Raw genomic sequence first — 18,026 nt, 5'->3', positions numbered from 1 at the left:
CAATGATTCCCGGTGAATATCAGTTGAAGGACGGCGAGATCGTACTCTGCGGGGGGCGCGAGCGGATCAGCGTCGAAGTCGCCAACACTGGCGACCGGCCGATCCAGGTCGGCTCCCACTACCATTTTGCCGAGGCCAATCCAGCGTTGGAATTCGACCGCGACAAGGCACGCGGCTTTCGGCTGGACGTGGCGGCGGGAACGGCGATCCGCTTCGAGCCGGGCCAGACCCGCGGAGTCACCCTGATTCCGTATGCCGGTACACGCCATGTCTACGGTTTTCGCGGTGAGGTGATGGGGTGGCTGGACGGAGGCGAATCATGAAGCCGACCAACAGCTCTCCAAATACCTCTGCCAGTAGCTCTCCCAATAAGATCGGCCGCGAGGCCTATGCCGACATGTACGGGCCAACGGTGGGCGACAGGGTGCGCCTGGGCGATACCGAGCTGTGGATCGAGGTGGAGCGCGACGCGACTCACTACGGCGAGGAGGTGAAGTTCGGTGGCGGCAAGGTGATCCGCGATGGCATGGGCCAGAGCCAGCGTGTCGACGCCTCGGTGATGGATACCGTTATCACCAACGCCCTGATCCTCGATTGGTGGGGCATCGTCAAGGCCGACGTGGGCATCCAGGCAGGGCGCATCAGGGCCATCGGCAAGGCGGGCAACCCCGATACCCAGCCCGACGTGGAGATCGTCATCGGGACGGGTACGGAGGTGATCGCGGGCGAGGGCAAGATTCTCACCGCCGGCGGCATCGACGCCCATATCCACTTCATTTGTCCGCAGCAGGTGGAGGAGGCGCTGATGAGCGGCATCACCACCATGCTCGGCGGCGGCACGGGGCCGGCGACCGGCTCCAATGCCACCACCTGCACGCCCGGTGCGTGGCATATCGGCAAGATGCTACAGGCTGTCGACGGCCTGCCGATGAACATCGGCCTGCTTGGCAAGGGTAACGCCAGCCTGCCTGAGGCCCTGGAGGCTCAGCTGGAAGCCGGTGCCATGGGCCTCAAGCTGCACGAGGACTGGGGCACCACGCCGGCTTCCATCGACAACTGCCTCGCGGTAGCCGAGCGCTACGACGTGCAGATCGCCATCCATACCGACACGCTCAACGAATCGGGCTTCGTCGAGGATACGCTGGCGGCCTTCAAGGAGCGCGGCATCCATACCTATCACACCGAGGGGGCCGGGGGCGGCCATGCGCCGGATATCCTCATCGCCTGCTCGAAGCCGTATGTGCTGCCGTCGTCGACCAACCCCACGCGGCCCTACACGGTGAACACCATCGACGAGCACCTCGACATGCTGATGGTGTGCCACCACCTCGATCCCAGCATTCCCGAGGACGTGGCCTTCGCCGACTCGCGCATTCGCCGCGAGACCATCGCCGCCGAGGACATTCTGCAGGACCTGGGCGTGATTTCGATGATCGCCTCCGACTCCCAGGCCATGGGGCGGGTCGGCGAGGTGGTGTGCCGCACCTGGCAGACCGCACACAAGATGAAAGTGCAGCGCGGCCTGCTGCCTGAGGACGAAGCGCTCGGTGCCGACAACTTTCGTGCCCGGCGTTATATCGCCAAGTACACCATCAACCCGGCGATCGCTCATGGCATCAGTCACGAGGTGGGCTCAATCGAGGTGGGCAAGCTGGCCGACCTGGTGTTGTGGAGCCCAGCTTTCTTCGGCGTAAAACCGGCGCTGATCTTGAAGGCGGGGATGATCGCGGCAGCCCCCATGGGCGACCCCAATGCCTCGATTCCCACGCCGCAGCCGGTGCACTACCGCTATATGTTCGGTGCTTTCGGGCGGGCGGCTAGCCAGACGCGGCTGACCTTCGTCAGCCAGGCGGCACTCGTTACCGGCATCAAGGAACGGCTTGGCCTGCAAAGCGAGCTCTCGGCGTGTCGCAATGTGCGTGGCGTACGCAAGAGCGACATGAAGCTCAACGATACCTGCCCCGAGCTCAGTGTCGACCCGCAGACCTACGAGGTGCGCTGCGATGGCGAGCTGCTGACCTGTGAGCCGGCCACGGAACTGCCGTTGGCGCAGCGTTACCACCTGTTTTGAACCATGACTACATCGCCAAGCCAGCTTGTCATCGCGAAACCTCGCGTGACCGCTGACACCACGGGCGAAGCGACGCGGTCGAACTTTGGATGAAGATCGAGGAAAGCCGGCACAGGGGTGTGCCGTCTTTCCGACCGCGGGAGTCCGCACGCGGTGTCCGGGTTTCGGTCACGTGGCGTTGAGCGAGGGCAAGGCTGGCGGCCTGCGAGGAGGCATATTCCCATGCTGATACTGACCGAACGTCTGGGGCCCATCGAGGCGAGCCAGGCCTGCGACACCCTGACGTTGCCTTATGAGCTGCGCATTCGCGGCCGTCTCAAGGCAACGAGCGACGCCGGCCTCGCGCTGGGCCTGTTCCTCGACCGCGGCCCGGTGCTGCGCGACGGCGAGGGTCTGCGTGCCGTGAGCGGCGAGATCGTGCAGGTAAGGGCCGCCATCGAGCCGGTGGTCACGGCGCGTGTGGCCGCGGGCCTGCCGCTGGCGCGGCTCGCCTACCACTTGGGCAACCGCCACGTACAGCTGGCGCTGGGCGAGGACGAACACGTTTCGTCAGGCCGGGGATACGTGCGCTTTCCTCCCGACCACGTGCTCGAGGAGCTGGCGGAGCTGCTGGGGGCGACCCTTGAGCGGCACGAGGCTCCCTTCGACCCCGAGCCGGGCGCGTACAACCAGCTCGGTCACTCGCATGCGCATGGACCTGACCATGACCACGATCTTGAGCACGGCCACCACCACGGCCATGGCCACCATGCCCATTGAGGCGTCCCCGTCGGAGATGGCGCAGGGCGACGACCTGGCACTACTGGGGCTGCTGCAACTGGTCAGCCCGGCGTTGCCGATCGGCGCCTTCGCCTTCTCCCAGGGGCTAGAAAGCGCCTTCGAGCTGGGCTGGGTGCGCGATGAAGCGAGCCTCGGCGAGTGGCTGGAGGGCGTCCTCGACGACGGCCTGACACGCTGCGAACTGCCCGTATTGGCTCGCCTGCAAGGCGCCTGGGCCGTAGGGGATGGCGAGGCGGTGGCGGAGTGGGACCGCTGGCTCGCGGCTAACCGCGAGACCGCCGAGCTGGCCGCCGAGGACTCGCGCCTGGGCGCGTCGCTGACCCGGCTGCTGGGCAGTCTGGAGCTGTTGCCCACGGATCATTCCTGTGAGGCGCCTTCTTTGCCGAAGGGGGCGGGCTACGTGACCGTCTTTGCCTGGGCCGCCCAGATAAGAGGTGTTACACCGCGCCAGGCCATGCTCGGCTTCGCCTGGGCCTGGCTCGAAAACCAGTTGGCGGTGGCCTGCAAGGCGCTGCCATTGGGGCATACCGCCGCCCAGCGCCTGATCGAGCGGCTGCGCCCGGCGCTGGTTGCCGCGGTGGATGCGGCGCTTGGGCTCCGGGACGACGAACTCGGCCCGGCGCTGCCGGGCCTGGCACTGGCCAGTGCACTGCACGAAACGCAGTACTCGCGCCTGTTTCGGAGCTGATCGCGATGAACCGCCTGGTGCCAGCCAGCCTGCTGCGCTCACCACGTCACGCGCTCGAAGCCCTGGCGCTCCGGCCGGACTCCCGCGGCCGGAAAGACGGCACTTCCCTGTGCCGGCTTTCCTCGATCTTCTTCCCTGAAGATCGACCGCGTCGTCTCGCCCATCGCGCCAGCGGGTGCGTGAGGTGGCCTTGGCAGCAGCTGGACTGACGCCTGTTGAACTGACCGTGCCGCTCAGGCGGCCAAGGAGATGAACATGACACATTGCCTACGCGTCGGCGTCGGCGGCCCGGTGGGCTCCGGCAAGACGGCCCTGCTCAAGCAGCTCTGCCAGGCGCTGCGCGACCACTACGACATCGCCGTGGTCACCAACGATATCTATACCCGCGAGGACGCCGACTTCCTGCTGCGCCACGAGGCGTTGCCGGCCGACCGCATTCTCGGCGTGGAGACCGGTGGTTGCCCGCATACGGCAATCCGTGAGGACGCTTCCATGAACCTGGCCGCCATCGACGAGCTGCAGGATCGCCATCCGGGCCTCGAGCTGGTGCTGGTGGAGTCGGGAGGCGACAACCTTTCGGCGACTTTCAGCCCGGAACTCTCAGATCTGACGCTCTACGTGATCGATGTTTCGGCAGGCGACAAGATCCCGCGCAAGGGCGGGCCGGGCATCACCAAGTCGGACCTGCTCATCATCAACAAGATCGACATCGCGGAGCAGGTGCATGCCTCACTCGAGGTGATGGAGCGCGACTCGAGGAAGATGCGCGGCGAGCGGCCGTTCGTTTTCACCAATCTCTACGACGGGGTGGGCCTGGAAGAGATCATCCGCTTCATCCTCGACCGCGGCATGCTGCCTGAGCGCCGCCCCCAGGCGCAGCCGAAAAGCGCCTGATCATGCTTCACCGCGCTACCGCCCAAATTACGGCAAGGAGACCGCCAACATGAACCATCGTCACTCTTCCGCCTCGTGCCTGGCTCTGGCCGCCGTGCCGGTCCTGCTGCTCGTCGCCGGCACGGCCTTAGCGCATTCCGGCCCGGATCACCACCATGACTCGGGCTTCGCCGCGGGGCTGATGCATCCGCTGCTAGGACTCGATCATCTGCTCGCTATGTTGGCCGTGGGGCTCTGGAGCCTGCGCCAGAGCCGGGCCTTCAGTCTCGTCGCGCCCCTGTTGGCTGGCGGCGGCCTGCTGTTGGGGGCGGGGTTGGCATGGTCGGGAACGACTCTGCCCGGTATCGAGTTCGGTATCGCCATGTCGGTGCTGCTCGCCGGTGTGCTGGTTGCTGCGCTGGCTCGGGTGCCTGCCGTCGTCGGCGCCGCTGCAGTGGTATCGTTCATGCTGTTCCACGGATACGCCCACGGCAGCGAGATGCCCCATGGTGCATCCATGTTCGCCTATCTGGCCGGCTTCAGCCTGACCACACTGGCCCTTGGCTATGCAACGAGACTGGTCGGAGGCTTTCTCATGGAGCGAGAGAACCGCATCGTGCGAGCCCTTGGCGTATTGATTGCCGCTGCGGGTGCCTTGTTTGCATTCGGTTGACCGTGCTGTACGGCTTTCCGGCGCGCATTGACAGGAGACCGGACGCCGCCCAGCTTGAAGGGAAACCGATCGGAGGGGGCACATGGACAAGCTGCTGCTGGGCGTGAAGATATTCATCACCCTGCTGGTTCTCATACTCTTCGTGCAGAACATCGAGGTGATAGAGGTTCGGTTCCTGAACTGGAGCGTCCAGCTGCCCCTGGCGTTGCTCTTGCTGGTGATCTACCTGCTGGGCATGGTCAGCGGTAGAAGCCTGTTCGGCCTGCTGCGTCGATTGCGCCGGCAGGGGGCCCATCGGAATCGTTACTGAAATGCCGGCGATCAGTCGACATGGGTTACCGCCTCCCGCCGTGGATCGACGTACCACGGCAAGCCGCGACGAGCGTTGTATTCCAGTTCGGCGATGACCTGAGCGCCCAGCAGCAGGATCATTGCCCCCGCTTCCAGGGTCAGCAGCACCACGATCAATGTGGCGAGCGACCCATAGACGACGTTGACCACCGATACGTTGAGAAAATAGAACACCAACAACAGGCGTGCGCCTTCCCAGAGCAGTGCCGCCACGAAGCCTCCCACCACGGCTCGCTTGAGCGCTATCGTGACGACGGGCAAGACCTTGTAGATGGCACTGAAAAGCAGAAAGACGCCGATGAAGCTGAACAGGTTGAGCAGTGGGGTCGAAAGCCCGCTGAAGGGCATCTCGCGATCGAGCAGAAGCCACCACAGCGTGTTGATCGCCTCCGCCAGGGTCACCAGCAGGGTCAGGGCCAGCAGCCCGGCACCCAGCACCACCACGAAGACATAGGGCATCAATACGGAAACCCACACACTGCGCTTGGGATGCGCTTCGGGTGTATGAAAGATGATAGCCAGCGCGTCTTCGAGCATGCGAAAGGCGAAGGAGCTGAACAGCAGTAGTACCAGGATGCCGAACAGGCCGACCATGTCGCCCGAGTCGAGCAGGGCGCGGACCGCATCCATCAGCACTTCGGCATGCGCGGGAGCCAGATGCACGGCCTGTACGCTGAGGACGTCGAGTAATACGTCCTTGTCGACTATCTGGGTCAGCAGCACGCCCAGCAGAGCGAATAGCGGCACGATGGAGAGCAGGATGTTGTAACCGACCCCACTGGCCAACAGAACGCCACGGTTGCGCATGAAGGCCTTGATGACACGCCAGAGAAAGGCCCCCATGCGGGGTAGCCAGACGAACCTGATACTACGCGAGTGTTGGTGTCGTGCCATGTGGCTTGACGGTTCCTGTGCCGATTATCGGACGATTGTCCTGTTCAAGGTATGCGTCCAGAGAGGGCCTCACAAGTCGGCCGCTTCGCTGGCCGGATTCGACAGGTTCGCTACACTAGGGGCTGACGCCGCTTGTTTGCGGTGTCGTTCACCAATCTTGACGAAGCGAACCCGAACCCGACAGCAAGGAGAGCTGCATGCGTAATATCATCTATATCATCGGCCTGATCGTGGTGGTGCTGTTCATCCTGTCGATGCTGGGCCTGCGCTAACCCGTCCGGGATACGCTCCTCACCTCGATACGCATGGTCGGCGCGGCACTGTCGCTCGGCCATGTATCGGTCCCGTACGATTACGCCCCCGGGCGGCTCATGCGATGCGGAGAGTCCTTGTCGCGAGTCGGCTTGTACGGTTGCTTCCCGTCATTCTGCTGGTGGGCTGTGTCGGACGCGTGGTTGCTCCGTTGCCTCAGAACATCGAACAGCCGGTCGCCATCTACCTGCTCGATCATGGAAGACACGCCAGCCTGGTATTGCCGGACGGGCAGGGTGGCATGGTGCGCTACAGCTTTGGCGAGTGGCGCTGGTATGTCGAGGGGCGGCGTAACCTGCTGAGCGGCGCTGTCGCGCTGCTATGGCCAACCCAAGCCGGATTGGGGCGCGGTCTCTATCCCGAGATCGATGAGCCAGAACAGTTCGAACGGCTGGCTCCGGAGGGGTTGGAGAAAATTCATACGCTGCAAGCGGATGCGGGTAGTGTGCAAACGCTGAGACGGCGGCTGGATGCCCGCTTCGAGGCCGCAGATGCGGAACCGGTCGAGAGCGAGGAGTTCGGACTGGCCTTTGTTCCCGACCCGAGGCGCTATTCGGCGGTACATCAGTCGAACCTGGTCGTGGCGGATTGGCTGCGTCAACTGGGATTCGAGGTTCTTGGTACTCCCTGGTTTTCCCGCTGGTGCATCGAATCCGACATGCAAGCGCACTAAGCGTCGCGGTTCGGTCGGTTCCTTTCGCCCTTGGGTAACGCTATGTATGCTGAGGTTGGAAGGCTAAACGAACGTCGCTGGCCGGCGGCGATAACAATTGACCATCTGGAGGGTCTTGCTCATGGCGGAAGGCAACGACAGCCCACTTTACAAGGACAGACGCGTCATGGCCGTAGTGGCTGTGGCCTTGCTCGCCCTTGTCTGGGCGATAGTCGCACACAACAACGCGTCGGATCACCGTGAGCGAAGCGAGGCGTTGGAAGAACAGCTCGCGGCGCTGGAGGGAGAGCATCAGGAACTGGTGAGTCAGCTCAACGAGCGCAACCAGGCCGGTGAGGATATCGAGTCGATGGAGGCGCGCCTGGCCGAACTCGAAGAGGAGCGGCAATCGACCGAAGCGGCTATGCATGACGAACAGCAAGCGGCTCGGAGCGAGATAGAGCGTCTTGAGGGTGAGGCCCAGCAGGCCGAGGAGCGTCTCAGCCAACTGCAGGAAGAGCAGTCCTCGCTGGAGAGCAATCTCGAGGCACGGCGCAATGAACAGGCCGAGATCGAGGAAACCGTCGCGACGCTGCGCGAAGAGTACCAGCAAGTGGACCAGGCCCGCGTCGATGCGGAGGAGGCCCGGCAGGCGGCTGAGCAGGCGCGACAGGAAGCCGAATCCGCTCGACAGACCATCGAGGAAGAGCGCCAGCAGGCCGAGGAGGCGCGCCAGCAAGCCGAGGCGGAACGCGATCAGGTTCAGTCGGAACTGGGTGAGCTGCGCGAGAAGGCGGACGCCGCCGAGGAACGCCTGAATACCCTGAACGAGGCGATCGATGAGCGTGAGCAGACCCTCGAAGCACTCGAGAGCGATATCGAGGCAATGGAAGCCTTGCGTAGCGAGATCGAGAGCGAAATGGGTACCCTTCGCGACCAGCGTGAAAGCGCCATGACCGAGCTCGAGTCGATCCGTCAGGAGCGTGACGAGCTGACCAATGCCATCGATTCGGGGCGCGACGAACTGCGTCAGGTCGAGGAGCAAGTCCAGCGCCGTCGGCAGCAGTTGCAGCGCCTGGAGGCACAGCTCGCCGAGTGGCGAGATACCCTGTCCGAGCTGGAGCTGGATAGCGCGGAAGGGGGTGAGGCTGGTCAAGGCCAGTCCCGGGAGCAGCAAGGCCAATCCCAGGAGCAGCAAGGCCAATCCCAGGAGCAGCAAGGCCAGTCCCAGGAGCAGCAAGGCCAGTCCCGGGAGCAGCAAGGCCAGTCCCAGGAGCAAGAAGGCCAATCCCAGGAGCAGCAAGGCCAAACCCAGGAGCAAGAAGGCCAATCCCAGGAGCAGCAAGGCCAATCCCAGGAGCAAGAAGGCCAATCCCAGGAGCAAGAAGGCCAATCCCAGGAGCAAGAAGGCCAATCCCAGGAGCAAGAAGGCCAATCCCAGGAACAGCAGGAGCGGCAGCGCGCCGAAGAGCAGCAAAGTACCCAGCCGCAGACTGGGGGGCAGTCCCAGGAGAGCGCAGAGGCTGAACAGAGCTGAATTGGCAAGGTTCATGTCTGCGGCGGGCTTCGGCCCGCCGCAGGCCGTTTCGGCCAACTGGAATCGGCGCGCTATACTGGCGCCCGTTCAGCTACCCTAGAGTAACGCGACAATTCTCAGCACAAGGAGCGGAATGTGATCGAAGGGGTCAAGCATATCGTGGCGGTGGCCTCCGGCAAGGGTGGGGTCGGCAAGTCCACGGTCACCGTCAATCTGGCGCTGGCCATGGTGGCCGAAGGCTACCGGGTCGGCATTCTGGACGCCGACATCCATGGCCCCAGCCAGGCGCAGATGCTGGGCGTACCGGAGGGCGTGCGACCACAACAGGCGGGCGAGAATCGCTTCAGACCACTGGAAACCCATGGCGTGCAGGCCATGTCCATGGCGTTTATGGTCGACACACGGGAGCCAATGGTATGGCGCGGGCCGATGGTGGCGGGCGCGTTCCAGCAGTTGCTGACCCAGACGGCGTGGAACGATCTCGATGTGCTCTTCATCGATATGCCGCCGGGCACCGGCGACATTCAGTTGACCTTGGCGCAGAAAGTCCCGGTCGACGGTGCCGTGATCGTGACCACGCCCCAGGACATAGCGCTGCTCGATGCACGCAAGGGCATCGAAATGTTCCGCAAGGTGAACGTGCCGGTGCTGGGCGTGGTGGAGAACATGAGCCTGCACGTCTGTTCCAACTGCGGCCATGCCGAGCCGATCTTCGGCGAGGGCGGCGGCAAGCGAATCGCCGATGAGTACGATACGCGGGTACTGGGTCAACTGCCGCTGTCGCTGTCGATCCGCGAGCAGGTCGATGGCGGTAGGCCCACCGTTGTCGCCGAGCCGGACGGTGAAGTGACGGCGATCTTTCGCGACATGGCGCGGCAGGTCGCCGAGCAAATCGAGGGGCAGTCGGCCGACGAGGGACCGAGCATCAGCTTCAGCGATTGAGTGCGTTGGGCGGGGGGCCGTGACGCCCGCCACGGGGGCCGCTATCATAGCGGCCCTACTTGTTTTGTTCGGCACATTCTTTTCAGGACGTCCCATGAGCATCAGACCCGACAGTTGGATCCGCCGCATGGCCGAGCGGGAAGGCATGATCGAACCCTTCGAGGCCGACCAGGTCCGCTACGTGAATGACCAGCGGGTGATCTCCTTCGGTACGTCCAGCTACGGCTACGACGTGCGCTGTGCCGACGAGTTCAAGGTCTTCACCAACATTCATTCGGCTGTGGTCGACCCCAAGGCGTTCGACGAGAAGAGCTTCGTCGACATCAAGGGCGACGTCTGCATCATTCCGCCCAACTCCTTCGCCCTGGCACGTACCGTCGAATACTTCCGCATTCCGCGTAGCGTCTTGACCATCTGCCTGGGCAAGTCGACCTATGCCCGCTGCGGCATCATCGTCAACGTGACGCCGCTGGAGCCCGAGTGGGAAGGACACGTGACCCTCGAATTTTCCAATACCACCAACCTGCCGGCCAAGATCTACGCCAACGAGGGCGTGGCGCAGATGCTGTTCCTGGAGTCGGACGAGGTCTGCGAGACCTCCTACAAGGATCGCGGCGGCAAGTACATGGGGCAACGGGGAGTGACTCTGCCGCGCACCTGAGAAAGCGTCGATTTATTGCTGCGCTCGGCGACCCACATGAATGTGGGAAGTGCGTTGGTTCGTCGGGAACGAACCTAGCCATCCTGACCGTCGGCGGTGCCGAAGCGTCGGACCGTCAAATCCTCATGTAGCAGGCTACACTCCGGTTGACTCGCAGCCTTCGGCTTCTCGCCCCTTCGGGGCCAGCCGACGGCTGTTTGTCGCTTCGCTCGGTACTGCGCTCCGGCGACGATCAGGCTCGGCGCCCCCGCCTGTCATCGCTCGTGACATAAATCGCCATCGTTCTGTACAAGCTCTTTTTGAGCTTCACCTATCATGAATTGCCAAGGTCTTCATCCAGCTCTTCGGCAGCGTCAGCATGTGACATTCGCAGGCCTTGGGGGGGAAGCGGCATCCCATCGAAGGTGGCAACTTCTCCCTCGAGGCGCAGGCGGCCCTCCAGGAACCACTTCACGGCGATGGGGTAGATCAGGTGCTCGCGGGCATGTACCTTCTCCTTGAGGCTGGCTTCGGTCTCGCCAGCGCCCACCTCCACCGCGGCCTGGATCGCCACCGGCCCGCCGTCGAGCTCTTCGGTGACGAAGTGCACGCTGCAGCCGTGTTCCGTCACGCCGTCGGCCAGCGCCTTGGCATGCGTGTTCAGGCCGCGGTAGGCGGGCAGCAGGGAAGGGTGGATGTTGAGCATGCGGCCGTGAAAGCGCTGCACGAAGCGCTGCGTGAGGATGCGCATGAATCCGGCCAGTACCACCAGGTCGGGCTCGTGACGCTCGATCACCTTGATCAGCGCGCCGTCGTAGGCCTCCCGAGAGTCGTACTCGCCATGGGGCAGCACCACGGCGTCAATACCGGCGTCCCGGGCCCGTTGAAGGCCGTAGGCATCGGCCACGTTGGAGATCACCGCGACGATCTCGCCGCCCAGGCGGTCATGGGTCTGTTCGTCGATCAGCGCCTGCAGGTTGCTGCCGTTTCCCGAAATCAGCACCACGATTCGACGCGCGCTGCTGGGCTCCGGAGTGAAACCGTTCAAGGTGTCGCTGAGGGATGTCTCGCTCATGCCTCGAGGTTCTCCAGTTGCACCGCTTCCTCGCCTTCGCCGCGGGCGACAATCTCACCGATGCGATAGGCCGTTTCGCCGAGCGCCTGGAGATGGGCACGCGCTTGGTCGGCCTGGCGCGCGGGCACGACCACGACCATGCCGATGCCGCAGTTGAGGACGCGATACATTTCGTGCTCGGCCACGTTGCCCTGTTGCTGCAGCCAGTCGAACACTGCCGGTCGGGTCCAACTGGACACGTCGATGCGCGCGGCGAGTGATTCGGGCAGAACGCGTGGGACGTTCTCCAGCAGTCCGCCACCGGTAATGTGTGACAGCGCGTGCACGGCCACGCCGCTTTCCTTGATCAGCGACAGCAGCGGTTTCACGTAGATGCGCGTGGGCGCGAGCAGTGCGTCGCCCAGGGGCTTGCCGTCGACGGCGACGTCCAGCGAGGCTTCGCTGACCTCGAGAATCTTGCGGATCAGTGAGTAGCCGTTGGAATGCGGTCCCGAGGAGGCGATGCCCAATAGCACGTCACCTTCGGCGACACGGCTGCCGTCCAGGATCTCGGACTTCTCCACTACGCCGACGCAGAAACCGGCAAGGTCGTAGTCGTTGCCCTCGTACATGCCGGGCATTTCAGCGGTTTCGCCACCGACCAGGGCACAGCCGGCGCGTTCGCAGCCTTCGCCGATACCCGCCACGACATCCGCGGCGATATCCACGTCCAGCTTGCCCGTGGCATAGTAATCGAGAAAGAACAGCGGTTCGGCACCGACCACGACTAGGTCGTTGACGCACATGGCGACCAGGTCGATGCCGATGGTGTCGTGCCGATTCAGGTCCATGGCCAGGCGCAGCTTGGTGCCGACACCATCGGTGCCGGATACCAGAACGGGTTCGCGGTAGCCCGCAGGCAGTTCGCACAGCGCGCCGAAGCCGCCCAGCCCTCCCATCACCTCGGGGCGCAGGGTGCGTTTGGCTACGCCCTTGATGCGGTCGACCAGCGCGTTACCGGCATCGATGTCGACGCCGGCATCCTTGTAGCTGAGAGATGCCTTGGCGGGGCGGGAGGAATCGGAGTCGGTCATGGCCTGTCCTGTACGAAGTGTCGCGGTTAGTGACCTGTCGGCGGTCGCATCGGCCGCTGAGAGATGCGCTCCGACAGGTCGATGGGCAGTGGGCAAGATCGGGCCGGAATTGTAGCATCACGTGGCGCGGCTCGCATCGCCGCGGACATCGAAGGCAGGGAGGGAGGGATGCGCAGAGAGTGGTGGTTGCTGGCGGGGGTGGTGGCGGTGGTGTGGCTGCTGTTCCAGCTGCAGGCGATATTGATGCCGTTCATCGCGGGGATGATCCTGGCATATCTCAGCGATCCTTTGGCCGATCGGCTCGAGCGCCTGGGAATGTCGCGCACGCTGGCGGTGTGCGCCGTATTCCTTGTCATGTCGATCGTGCTGGCGATCGCCCTGCTGATTTTCATTCCGCTGCTCATGCAGCAGATCCGCCAGTTCGATCAGATGATTCCCGGTATCTTCGCCTGGGTGCAGACGGTACTGGCCCCCCAAATACAGGGCTGGACGGGGCTCGATGTAACCGCCGACCTCGATGCCGTACAGAAGACGCTGGCCGAGAACTGGCAAAATGCCGGGGGCTACGCGGCCCAGTTCCTGGGACAGATCGGGCGCTCCGGTATGGCCTTCATCACCTGGGTCACCTACGTAGCGCTGATCCCGGTAGTGACTTTCTATCTGCTGCTCGACTGGGACAGGATGATGGCCAACCTGCACGACCTGCTGCCGCGTCGCTGGGAGCCGGATGCGATCCGTCTGAGCCAGCGCTGCGACGAGGTGCTGTCGGCTTTCCTGCGCGGTCAGCTGCTGGTCATGCTGTCGTTGGGAGCGATCTATGCCGTCGGTCTCACCCTGATCGACGTGCGTTTCGGGCTGCTGATAGGCATTCTGGCGGGGCTGGCCAGCATAGTGCCGTTCCTGGGTTTCATACTCGGGCTTAGCGTGGCGCTGCTCGTGGCATTCTTCCAGTTCGACGGCTGGCTGGTGCTGATCGGTGTCGTGGCGGTATTCGCTACCGGCCAGGTTCTCGAGAGCATTCTGCTGCAGCCCAAGCTGCTGGGGGACCGCATCGGCCTGCACCCGGTGTCGGTCATCTTCGCCGTGCTGGCGGGAGGCAAGTTGTTCGGCTTTACCGGCGTGCTACTGGCGCTGCCGGTGGCGGCCGTGATCATGGTACTCTTACGAGAACTCAACGAACGTTACAAGCGAAGCAGCCTGTACGATGCCGGGACACGGCGCCGTCACGATGAGGAATCACCATGAGCCGAGCACCGGCGCAACTGCCATTGGGCGTGGGGTTGCGTGACGATGCCACCTTCGACAGTTACCTGCCGGCGGCAAACGCCAGTCTGGTCGATCGGTTGGTGCATCAGCTCGATGCCGGGGGCGAGCCCTTTCTCTATCTCTGGGGGGGACCCGGTACCGGCCGCACCCATCTGCTACAGGCGGCCTGCCATGCCGCCTCGGATCGCGACATGCGTGCCCTTTACCTGCCGCTACGCGACCTGGGCCACTTTCCGCCGCTGATGCTCGAGGACGTCGAGCGGCTCGATCTCGTGGCCATCGACGATATCAATGCGGTCATCGGCCGGCGACGCTGGGAAGAGGGGCTCTTTCACGCCTTCAATCGTCTGCGCGACGCCGGCAAGCGTCTGGTGGTCTCGGCAAGCGCCGCGCCGCGCCAACTGCCGGTGAAGTTGCCGGATCTGGCATCGCGTCTGACCTGGGGTGTCACTTTCCATCTTCACGGCCTCGACGACAGCGAACGCCTGCAGGCGATGCAGCTACGTGCACGCCTGCGTGGCATGCAGTTGCCGGATGAAGTTGCGCGCTACATTCTCCATCGCGGCCCACGCAGTCTCGGCGAGCTGTTCGAGGCCTTGGCGGAGCTCGATCGCGCCTCGCTCACGGCCCAGCGCAAGTTGACCATTCCCTTCGTCAAGCAGGCCCTGGGCTGGTAGGGCGTCAACGGCTCAGTTCGACATCGAGACGCTGGCCATTGCGCAGCGACACCTGGCGGAGTATCACCTGGCGCTGCCCGTTGGCGGTATTGACCATGCTTCCCGACACGTAGAACTCCCCGGCCGGTAATCCCTGCACGGTGAAACGACCGCTGTCGTCGGTGCGGGTCGTATGGGTATATTCCCTGGCTCGTGGGTCGGCCGGTTCGACGGCCTGTCCGGCCAGGGCGTGCTCCGCCGCCTCGGCGGAATAGGTGGTCACCGGCGCCACCGAGATCGTCTCGCCCGCGCCCGGCCTGCCGTTGAGCGTGAGTCGACCGTGGATCGCTGCGTTGCCGCTCTTCTCCAGAGAGGCGTACTCCTCGGCGGGAAAGGCGACCTGGCGCGTTATGCGGGAGGTCTCTTCCGCCGGCTCGACGTCCGGCCGCGGCTCGCCGATCTCGATCACTTCGATGCGTTCTGGGGGAGGGCCGGGTTCCATCATCTGGCAGCCGGCGAGACTCAGGCCCACCAGGGCCAGGGGTATCCAGGCTTTCATGTCACTGTTTCCTCATTGCCGTGCCCGTGCGCAACGAGCATAAACGATGCCGTTGGAACCGCGACATCCCGACGAGAAACGACAAGGCCCGTCGAACCGGGTTCGACGGGCCTTGCGATATTACTGGCTGGCGCCGCGGCCGTCACTTCGCCTGGGCGGTCGACGATCGTTGTGCCTGCTTGAATTGGCCTTCGACGAGCTACCAGCGCAACGTAACAGAGTGGTTTGAGCGTCGCAATATGAGTTGGGTAAGCCAACGTTGCCGGATTTACGCAGGACATTCGATACGGTTGCGCCCGTTGCGCTTGGCCTGTAGCAGCATCGTATCGGCCCGATGAATGGGGTCGTCGATGAAGCGGTCGTCGGGCTCCAGGCTGGCGATACCGATGCTGACCGTGATCTGGCCCGATTGCTCGAGCGTTCTGCGTACTCTCTCGGCGATTTCCCGTGCTCCCTCCGGTGTCGTTTCGGGCATCAGGATAAGAAACTCGTCGCCTCCGTAACGCCCCACCAGATCGCACTCGCGCACCGTGGCCATCAGGGTGCGGGCAAGGATGCGGATCGCCCGGTCGCCCGCCTGGTGGCCGCAGGTATCGTTGATCTCCTTGAAGTGATCGATATCGAGCATCATCAGGCACAACGACAAGTCGTAGCGAAAGGCGCGCCTCAGTTCGATATCGGCCAGTTCCAACAGGTGGCGCCGATTGTAGGTCTCGGTCAGATGATCGCGAGTGGCCAGGATGGCAAGCTTCTGATTGGCCGCAACCAGCTCAGCGGTGCGCTCCATGACGCGCCGTTCCAGCTCGGGACTTTCGGGACGCGGGGAGGCAAACGGTGATGCCACCGGCAGTAATTCGCGAGAGACACCGAAGAGATGGGTGACGCGGCCGTTCTGGTCGCTGATGGGCACCAGCAGAGTCTGCCAATGGCCGTCTCGATAGTCGCCGTGCTGGTCGAGATAGCTGCTGCTCTCCTCATAGCGTATGGGACTGGCGCTTTCGACGCAGCGGGCGAAATTGGCGATGATGCCCTGGCATAACGGGGCAGGCATGAGCTGGTCGATGCGCTTGCCGACGCAGGAGCGTTCGTCACCGAGCATGGTTTGCTGCGTCGGGTTCATGGCTTCGATGACGTAATTGCCCGGCCCTTCGACGCGGACGATGAACATGTGCTCGGGGCAGTACTCCCACAGACTGCGAATCAACAACATGCCGGCATTGGCACTGAGTCGGCTCAGGACGTCCGTCGTCATCCAAGATAGATTCTGCTGCATGGCTATGCTCCCTTCGTTTTTCTTGCCTCCTGTTCCCGGAGGTCATGCCACCCTGCGGCGTTGCAGCATTAACCTTAGGGGCGTGGTCTGTTTCCTGCAGCATGGTTTTCATCATTCCGCTGAGCGCTGTGCCGTACTGCCTGACGAGATCAAAGCATGGGGCAACTCAAACTGCGGCTAGCAGTGAGGCTTCGTATACTCACAACTATGTTGGCTATGCAGGATGAGGGCCTTGCCATGGCGATTCGCAGCATGAGCGAGCACGCGGAAGGCACCCCGATAGCAGGTTGTTTCTCCTGCTATCTCAGCGCGACCTGCCTGCCGCAGGGACTGACACCGGAGGAGTCGGCGCAGCTCGAGGCCATCATTCCGCCACCGCTCAAGCTCGAAAAGGGCGACGCCTTGACGGCGCAGAACGATGTCTTCAAGAGCCTCTATGCCGTGCGTTCCGGCAGCCTCAAGCAGGTCACGACCACCGAGAGCGCCGAGTGTCTCGTGACGGCCCTGTGCCTGCCGGGCGACATGGTCGGCTTCGATGCCATCGGTACCGGCTACAGCCCCGGTGACGTTATCGCGCTCGAGACCACGACCGTCTGCGAATATCCCTTCGCGCGCCTCGATGGGCTCTGCAATCGCATGCCGACGTTGCGCCGCCGACTGCAGCGCAACCTCAGCCAGGCCATGCATGAGGAACGTCTCCGGCTGCATCTGTTGCTTAGCCGTAAGGCCGAGGTACGACTGGCCTGCTTCCTGCTGGTCATCTCCGAGCGTTTTCGTCGCCGTGGCTACTCCTCGCGGCATTTCCGCCTCGCCATCTCGCGTGGCGATATCGGCAACTACCTGGGCCTGACCTACGAGACCGTGGGGAGAACCTTGGCGGCCTTTCAGGCCCAGGAGTTGCTGGCGGTACGCGGACGGGAGTATCGCCTACTCGACCTTACGCAGCTGTCTCGGGTAGCGGACTCCACGGGCAGGCGTCGGCGCGCCTGAACGTGGTGCAGCGATGGGTTCCGTCATGGGTATCGCGTGTTTGCGCTGTTCGAGGAACTCGAGCAGGACGCGCGCTTCGCTCTCCTTCTGCTGTGTGAAGTCCACGAAGGGGCGATGCAGCTCGGGTGTGGCGTTGGTCTCGATCAGCCACTGGAAGAGGCCGCAGGCTTCCATCGCAGCGTGCAAGGTCTGCTGGAGTACCTGCTCGGCCATGTCCTCGTCGGTGACGAAGCAGTGCGGCTGCTCCATGACATAGCTGTGTAGCTCGTGGGGCGATTCGGCCACGCAGGCGTCGAGTTCCATACGGGCGGCGACCTGGCGAAGGCTTGCCAGTCGCGATTCGCATTGAAGGCCAAGCGAGGCCATCAGGCGGCTCACCTGGGGCATGAGCGGTAGAAAACCGAGAGTCAGCCGACGATAGCGCTGAAGTTCTCCCGTTTCATGCGAGTGAACAAGAGTGAGTTGCTCCTGGGGCAGGAGGGTCAATGCGATGTTCGGTTGCTTCATTGACGGAATCCGTGTCTTGGCCTGTTGGCCTTGTTTGAGTTTCGCTGAGAGTCGTGGCCGCTCGACTAGGCGGCCGAAGCTATCTTAGAAACTCGTTTCCGGAGTGGCGACGATAGTTATCACATTACCTCGCAGTCGCGGCGACAAGGGGCTGAAACTTGATAGTTGTCATGTCGGGGAATGACCGAAGCGACATGCCTCGGGCATTCGCCGA

Annotated in this window: 20 protein-coding genes; 14 read left to right on the top strand and 6 right to left on the bottom strand. The window is 63.5% G+C overall.

Going from position 1 to position 18,026, the window contains the following annotated elements:
• Nucleotides 1-2: 2 nt before the first annotated feature.
• The 7 genes from CYJ07_RS10300 to CYJ07_RS10270 all read left to right on the top strand — a co-directional run bounded on the left by CYJ07_RS10300 (nt 3) and on the right by CYJ07_RS10270 (nt 5,395).
• Nucleotides 3-323, top strand: coding sequence for an urease subunit beta (locus CYJ07_RS10300; RefSeq protein ID WP_104203602.1), 321 nt, complete (start codon nt 3-5; stop codon nt 321-323).
• Nucleotides 320-2,071, top strand: a complete 1,752-nt coding sequence (ureC, locus tag CYJ07_RS10295) for an urease subunit alpha (protein WP_104203601.1) — start codon at nt 320-322, stop codon at nt 2,069-2,071. Before CYJ07_RS10300 ends, ureC begins: the two co-directional genes overlap by 4 nt.
• A gap of 222 nt (nt 2,072-2,293) precedes the next feature.
• The gene (gene ureE, locus CYJ07_RS10290; protein ID WP_104203600.1) at nt 2,294-2,830 is read left to right on the top strand and encodes an urease accessory protein UreE; all 537 of its coding nucleotides are present in this window, start codon (nt 2,294-2,296) and stop codon (nt 2,828-2,830) included.
• A complete protein-coding gene (locus CYJ07_RS10285; RefSeq protein WP_104203639.1) occupies nt 2,820-3,539 on the top strand; it encodes an urease accessory protein UreF in 720 nt (239 codons plus the stop codon). The genes ureE and CYJ07_RS10285 overlap by 11 nt, the downstream gene beginning before the upstream one ends.
• A 255-nt stretch (nt 3,540-3,794) precedes the next feature.
• Entirely contained in the window at nt 3,795-4,433 is a 639-nt protein-coding gene (gene ureG, locus CYJ07_RS10280; RefSeq protein WP_104203599.1) for an urease accessory protein UreG, read from the top strand.
• A gap of 49 nt (nt 4,434-4,482) precedes the next feature.
• The gene (locus CYJ07_RS10275; RefSeq protein WP_104203598.1) at nt 4,483-5,085 is read left to right on the top strand and encodes a HupE/UreJ family protein; all 603 of its coding nucleotides are present in this window, start codon (nt 4,483-4,485) and stop codon (nt 5,083-5,085) included.
• Between the two features lie 82 nt (nt 5,086-5,167).
• Nucleotides 5,168-5,395, top strand: coding sequence for a lipopolysaccharide assembly protein LapA domain-containing protein (locus tag CYJ07_RS10270; protein ID WP_104203597.1), 228 nt, complete (start codon nt 5,168-5,170; stop codon nt 5,393-5,395).
• Between the two features lie 11 nt (nt 5,396-5,406).
• On the opposite strand, the gene CYJ07_RS10265 is transcribed toward CYJ07_RS10270, so the two are convergent.
• A complete protein-coding gene (locus CYJ07_RS10265; RefSeq protein WP_231489597.1) occupies nt 5,407-6,330 on the bottom strand; it encodes a YihY/virulence factor BrkB family protein in 924 nt (307 codons plus the stop codon).
• Between the two features lie 463 nt (nt 6,331-6,793).
• On the opposite strand from CYJ07_RS10265, the gene CYJ07_RS10255 reads away from it, so the two are divergent.
• From CYJ07_RS10255 to dcd, 4 genes are all read left to right on the top strand, one after another.
• Nucleotides 6,794-7,315, top strand: coding sequence for a hypothetical protein (locus CYJ07_RS10255; protein ID WP_156085489.1), 522 nt, complete (start codon nt 6,794-6,796; stop codon nt 7,313-7,315).
• A gap of 166 nt (nt 7,316-7,481) precedes the next feature.
• Nucleotides 7,482-8,831, top strand: coding sequence for a coiled-coil domain-containing protein (locus tag CYJ07_RS20300; protein ID WP_156085488.1), 1,350 nt, complete (start codon nt 7,482-7,484; stop codon nt 8,829-8,831).
• A gap of 135 nt (nt 8,832-8,966) precedes the next feature.
• Complete coding sequence (gene apbC / locus CYJ07_RS10245; RefSeq protein ID WP_104203594.1) at nt 8,967-9,773, top strand: iron-sulfur cluster carrier protein ApbC; 807 nt, start codon at nt 8,967-8,969, stop codon at nt 9,771-9,773.
• 94 nt (nt 9,774-9,867) lie between these two features.
• The gene (gene dcd, locus CYJ07_RS10240; protein WP_104203593.1) at nt 9,868-10,434 is read left to right on the top strand and encodes a dCTP deaminase; all 567 of its coding nucleotides are present in this window, start codon (nt 9,868-9,870) and stop codon (nt 10,432-10,434) included.
• Nucleotides 10,435-10,747: 313 nt separating this feature from the next.
• Here the strand turns inward: dcd and purN are convergent, their stop codons facing one another.
• Entirely contained in the window at nt 10,748-11,488 is a 741-nt protein-coding gene (gene purN, locus CYJ07_RS10235) for a phosphoribosylglycinamide formyltransferase (protein WP_104203592.1), read from the bottom strand.
• Entirely contained in the window at nt 11,485-12,561 is a 1,077-nt protein-coding gene (purM, locus tag CYJ07_RS10230; RefSeq protein ID WP_104203591.1) for a phosphoribosylformylglycinamidine cyclo-ligase, read from the bottom strand. Before purM ends, purN begins: the two co-directional genes overlap by 4 nt.
• A gap of 168 nt (nt 12,562-12,729) precedes the next feature.
• Here purM and CYJ07_RS10225 point away from each other — a divergent pair, with 168 nt between their 5' ends.
• Together CYJ07_RS10225 and hda are read left to right on the top strand one after the other, a co-directional pair.
• Entirely contained in the window at nt 12,730-13,806 is a 1,077-nt protein-coding gene (locus CYJ07_RS10225) for an AI-2E family transporter (RefSeq protein WP_104203590.1), read from the top strand.
• Nucleotides 13,803-14,504 carry a DnaA regulatory inactivator Hda gene (gene hda / locus CYJ07_RS10220; protein ID WP_104203589.1) on the top strand — a complete coding sequence of 234 codons (702 nt, stop codon included), beginning with the start codon at nt 13,803-13,805 and terminating at the stop codon, nt 14,502-14,504. Before CYJ07_RS10225 ends, hda begins: the two co-directional genes overlap by 4 nt.
• A 4-nt stretch (nt 14,505-14,508) precedes the next feature.
• On the opposite strand, the gene CYJ07_RS10215 is transcribed toward hda, so the two are convergent.
• Nucleotides 14,509-15,042, bottom strand: a complete 534-nt coding sequence (locus tag CYJ07_RS10215) for a carboxypeptidase-like regulatory domain-containing protein (RefSeq protein ID WP_104203588.1) — start codon at nt 15,040-15,042, stop codon at nt 14,509-14,511.
• Between the two features lie 268 nt (nt 15,043-15,310).
• Nucleotides 15,311-16,315 carry a sensor domain-containing diguanylate cyclase gene (locus CYJ07_RS10210; RefSeq protein WP_104203587.1) on the bottom strand — a complete coding sequence of 335 codons (1,005 nt, stop codon included), beginning with the start codon at nt 16,313-16,315 and terminating at the stop codon, nt 15,311-15,313.
• A 237-nt stretch (nt 16,316-16,552) separates the two neighbouring features.
• Between CYJ07_RS10210 and CYJ07_RS10205 the strand changes: the two genes are divergently transcribed.
• On the top strand, nt 16,553-17,305 hold the full coding sequence (locus tag CYJ07_RS10205) for a helix-turn-helix domain-containing protein (protein ID WP_231489596.1): 753 nt from the start codon (nt 16,553-16,555) through the stop codon (nt 17,303-17,305).
• On the opposite strand, the gene CYJ07_RS10200 is transcribed toward CYJ07_RS10205, so the two are convergent.
• Nucleotides 17,243-17,812, bottom strand: coding sequence for a hypothetical protein (locus CYJ07_RS10200; RefSeq protein ID WP_104203586.1), 570 nt, complete (start codon nt 17,810-17,812; stop codon nt 17,243-17,245). The two genes, CYJ07_RS10205 and CYJ07_RS10200, sit on opposite strands and share 63 nt — an antisense overlap.
• Nucleotides 17,813-18,026: the final 214 nt, after the last annotated feature.

Source organism: Billgrantia saliphila (genome assembly GCF_002930105.1).
GTDB classification, from domain to species: domain Bacteria; phylum Pseudomonadota; class Gammaproteobacteria; order Pseudomonadales; family Halomonadaceae; genus Halomonas; species Halomonas saliphila.
The sequence above is the reverse complement of the archived record's forward strand: the minus strand, read 5'-3'. Positions and strand labels throughout refer to the sequence as shown.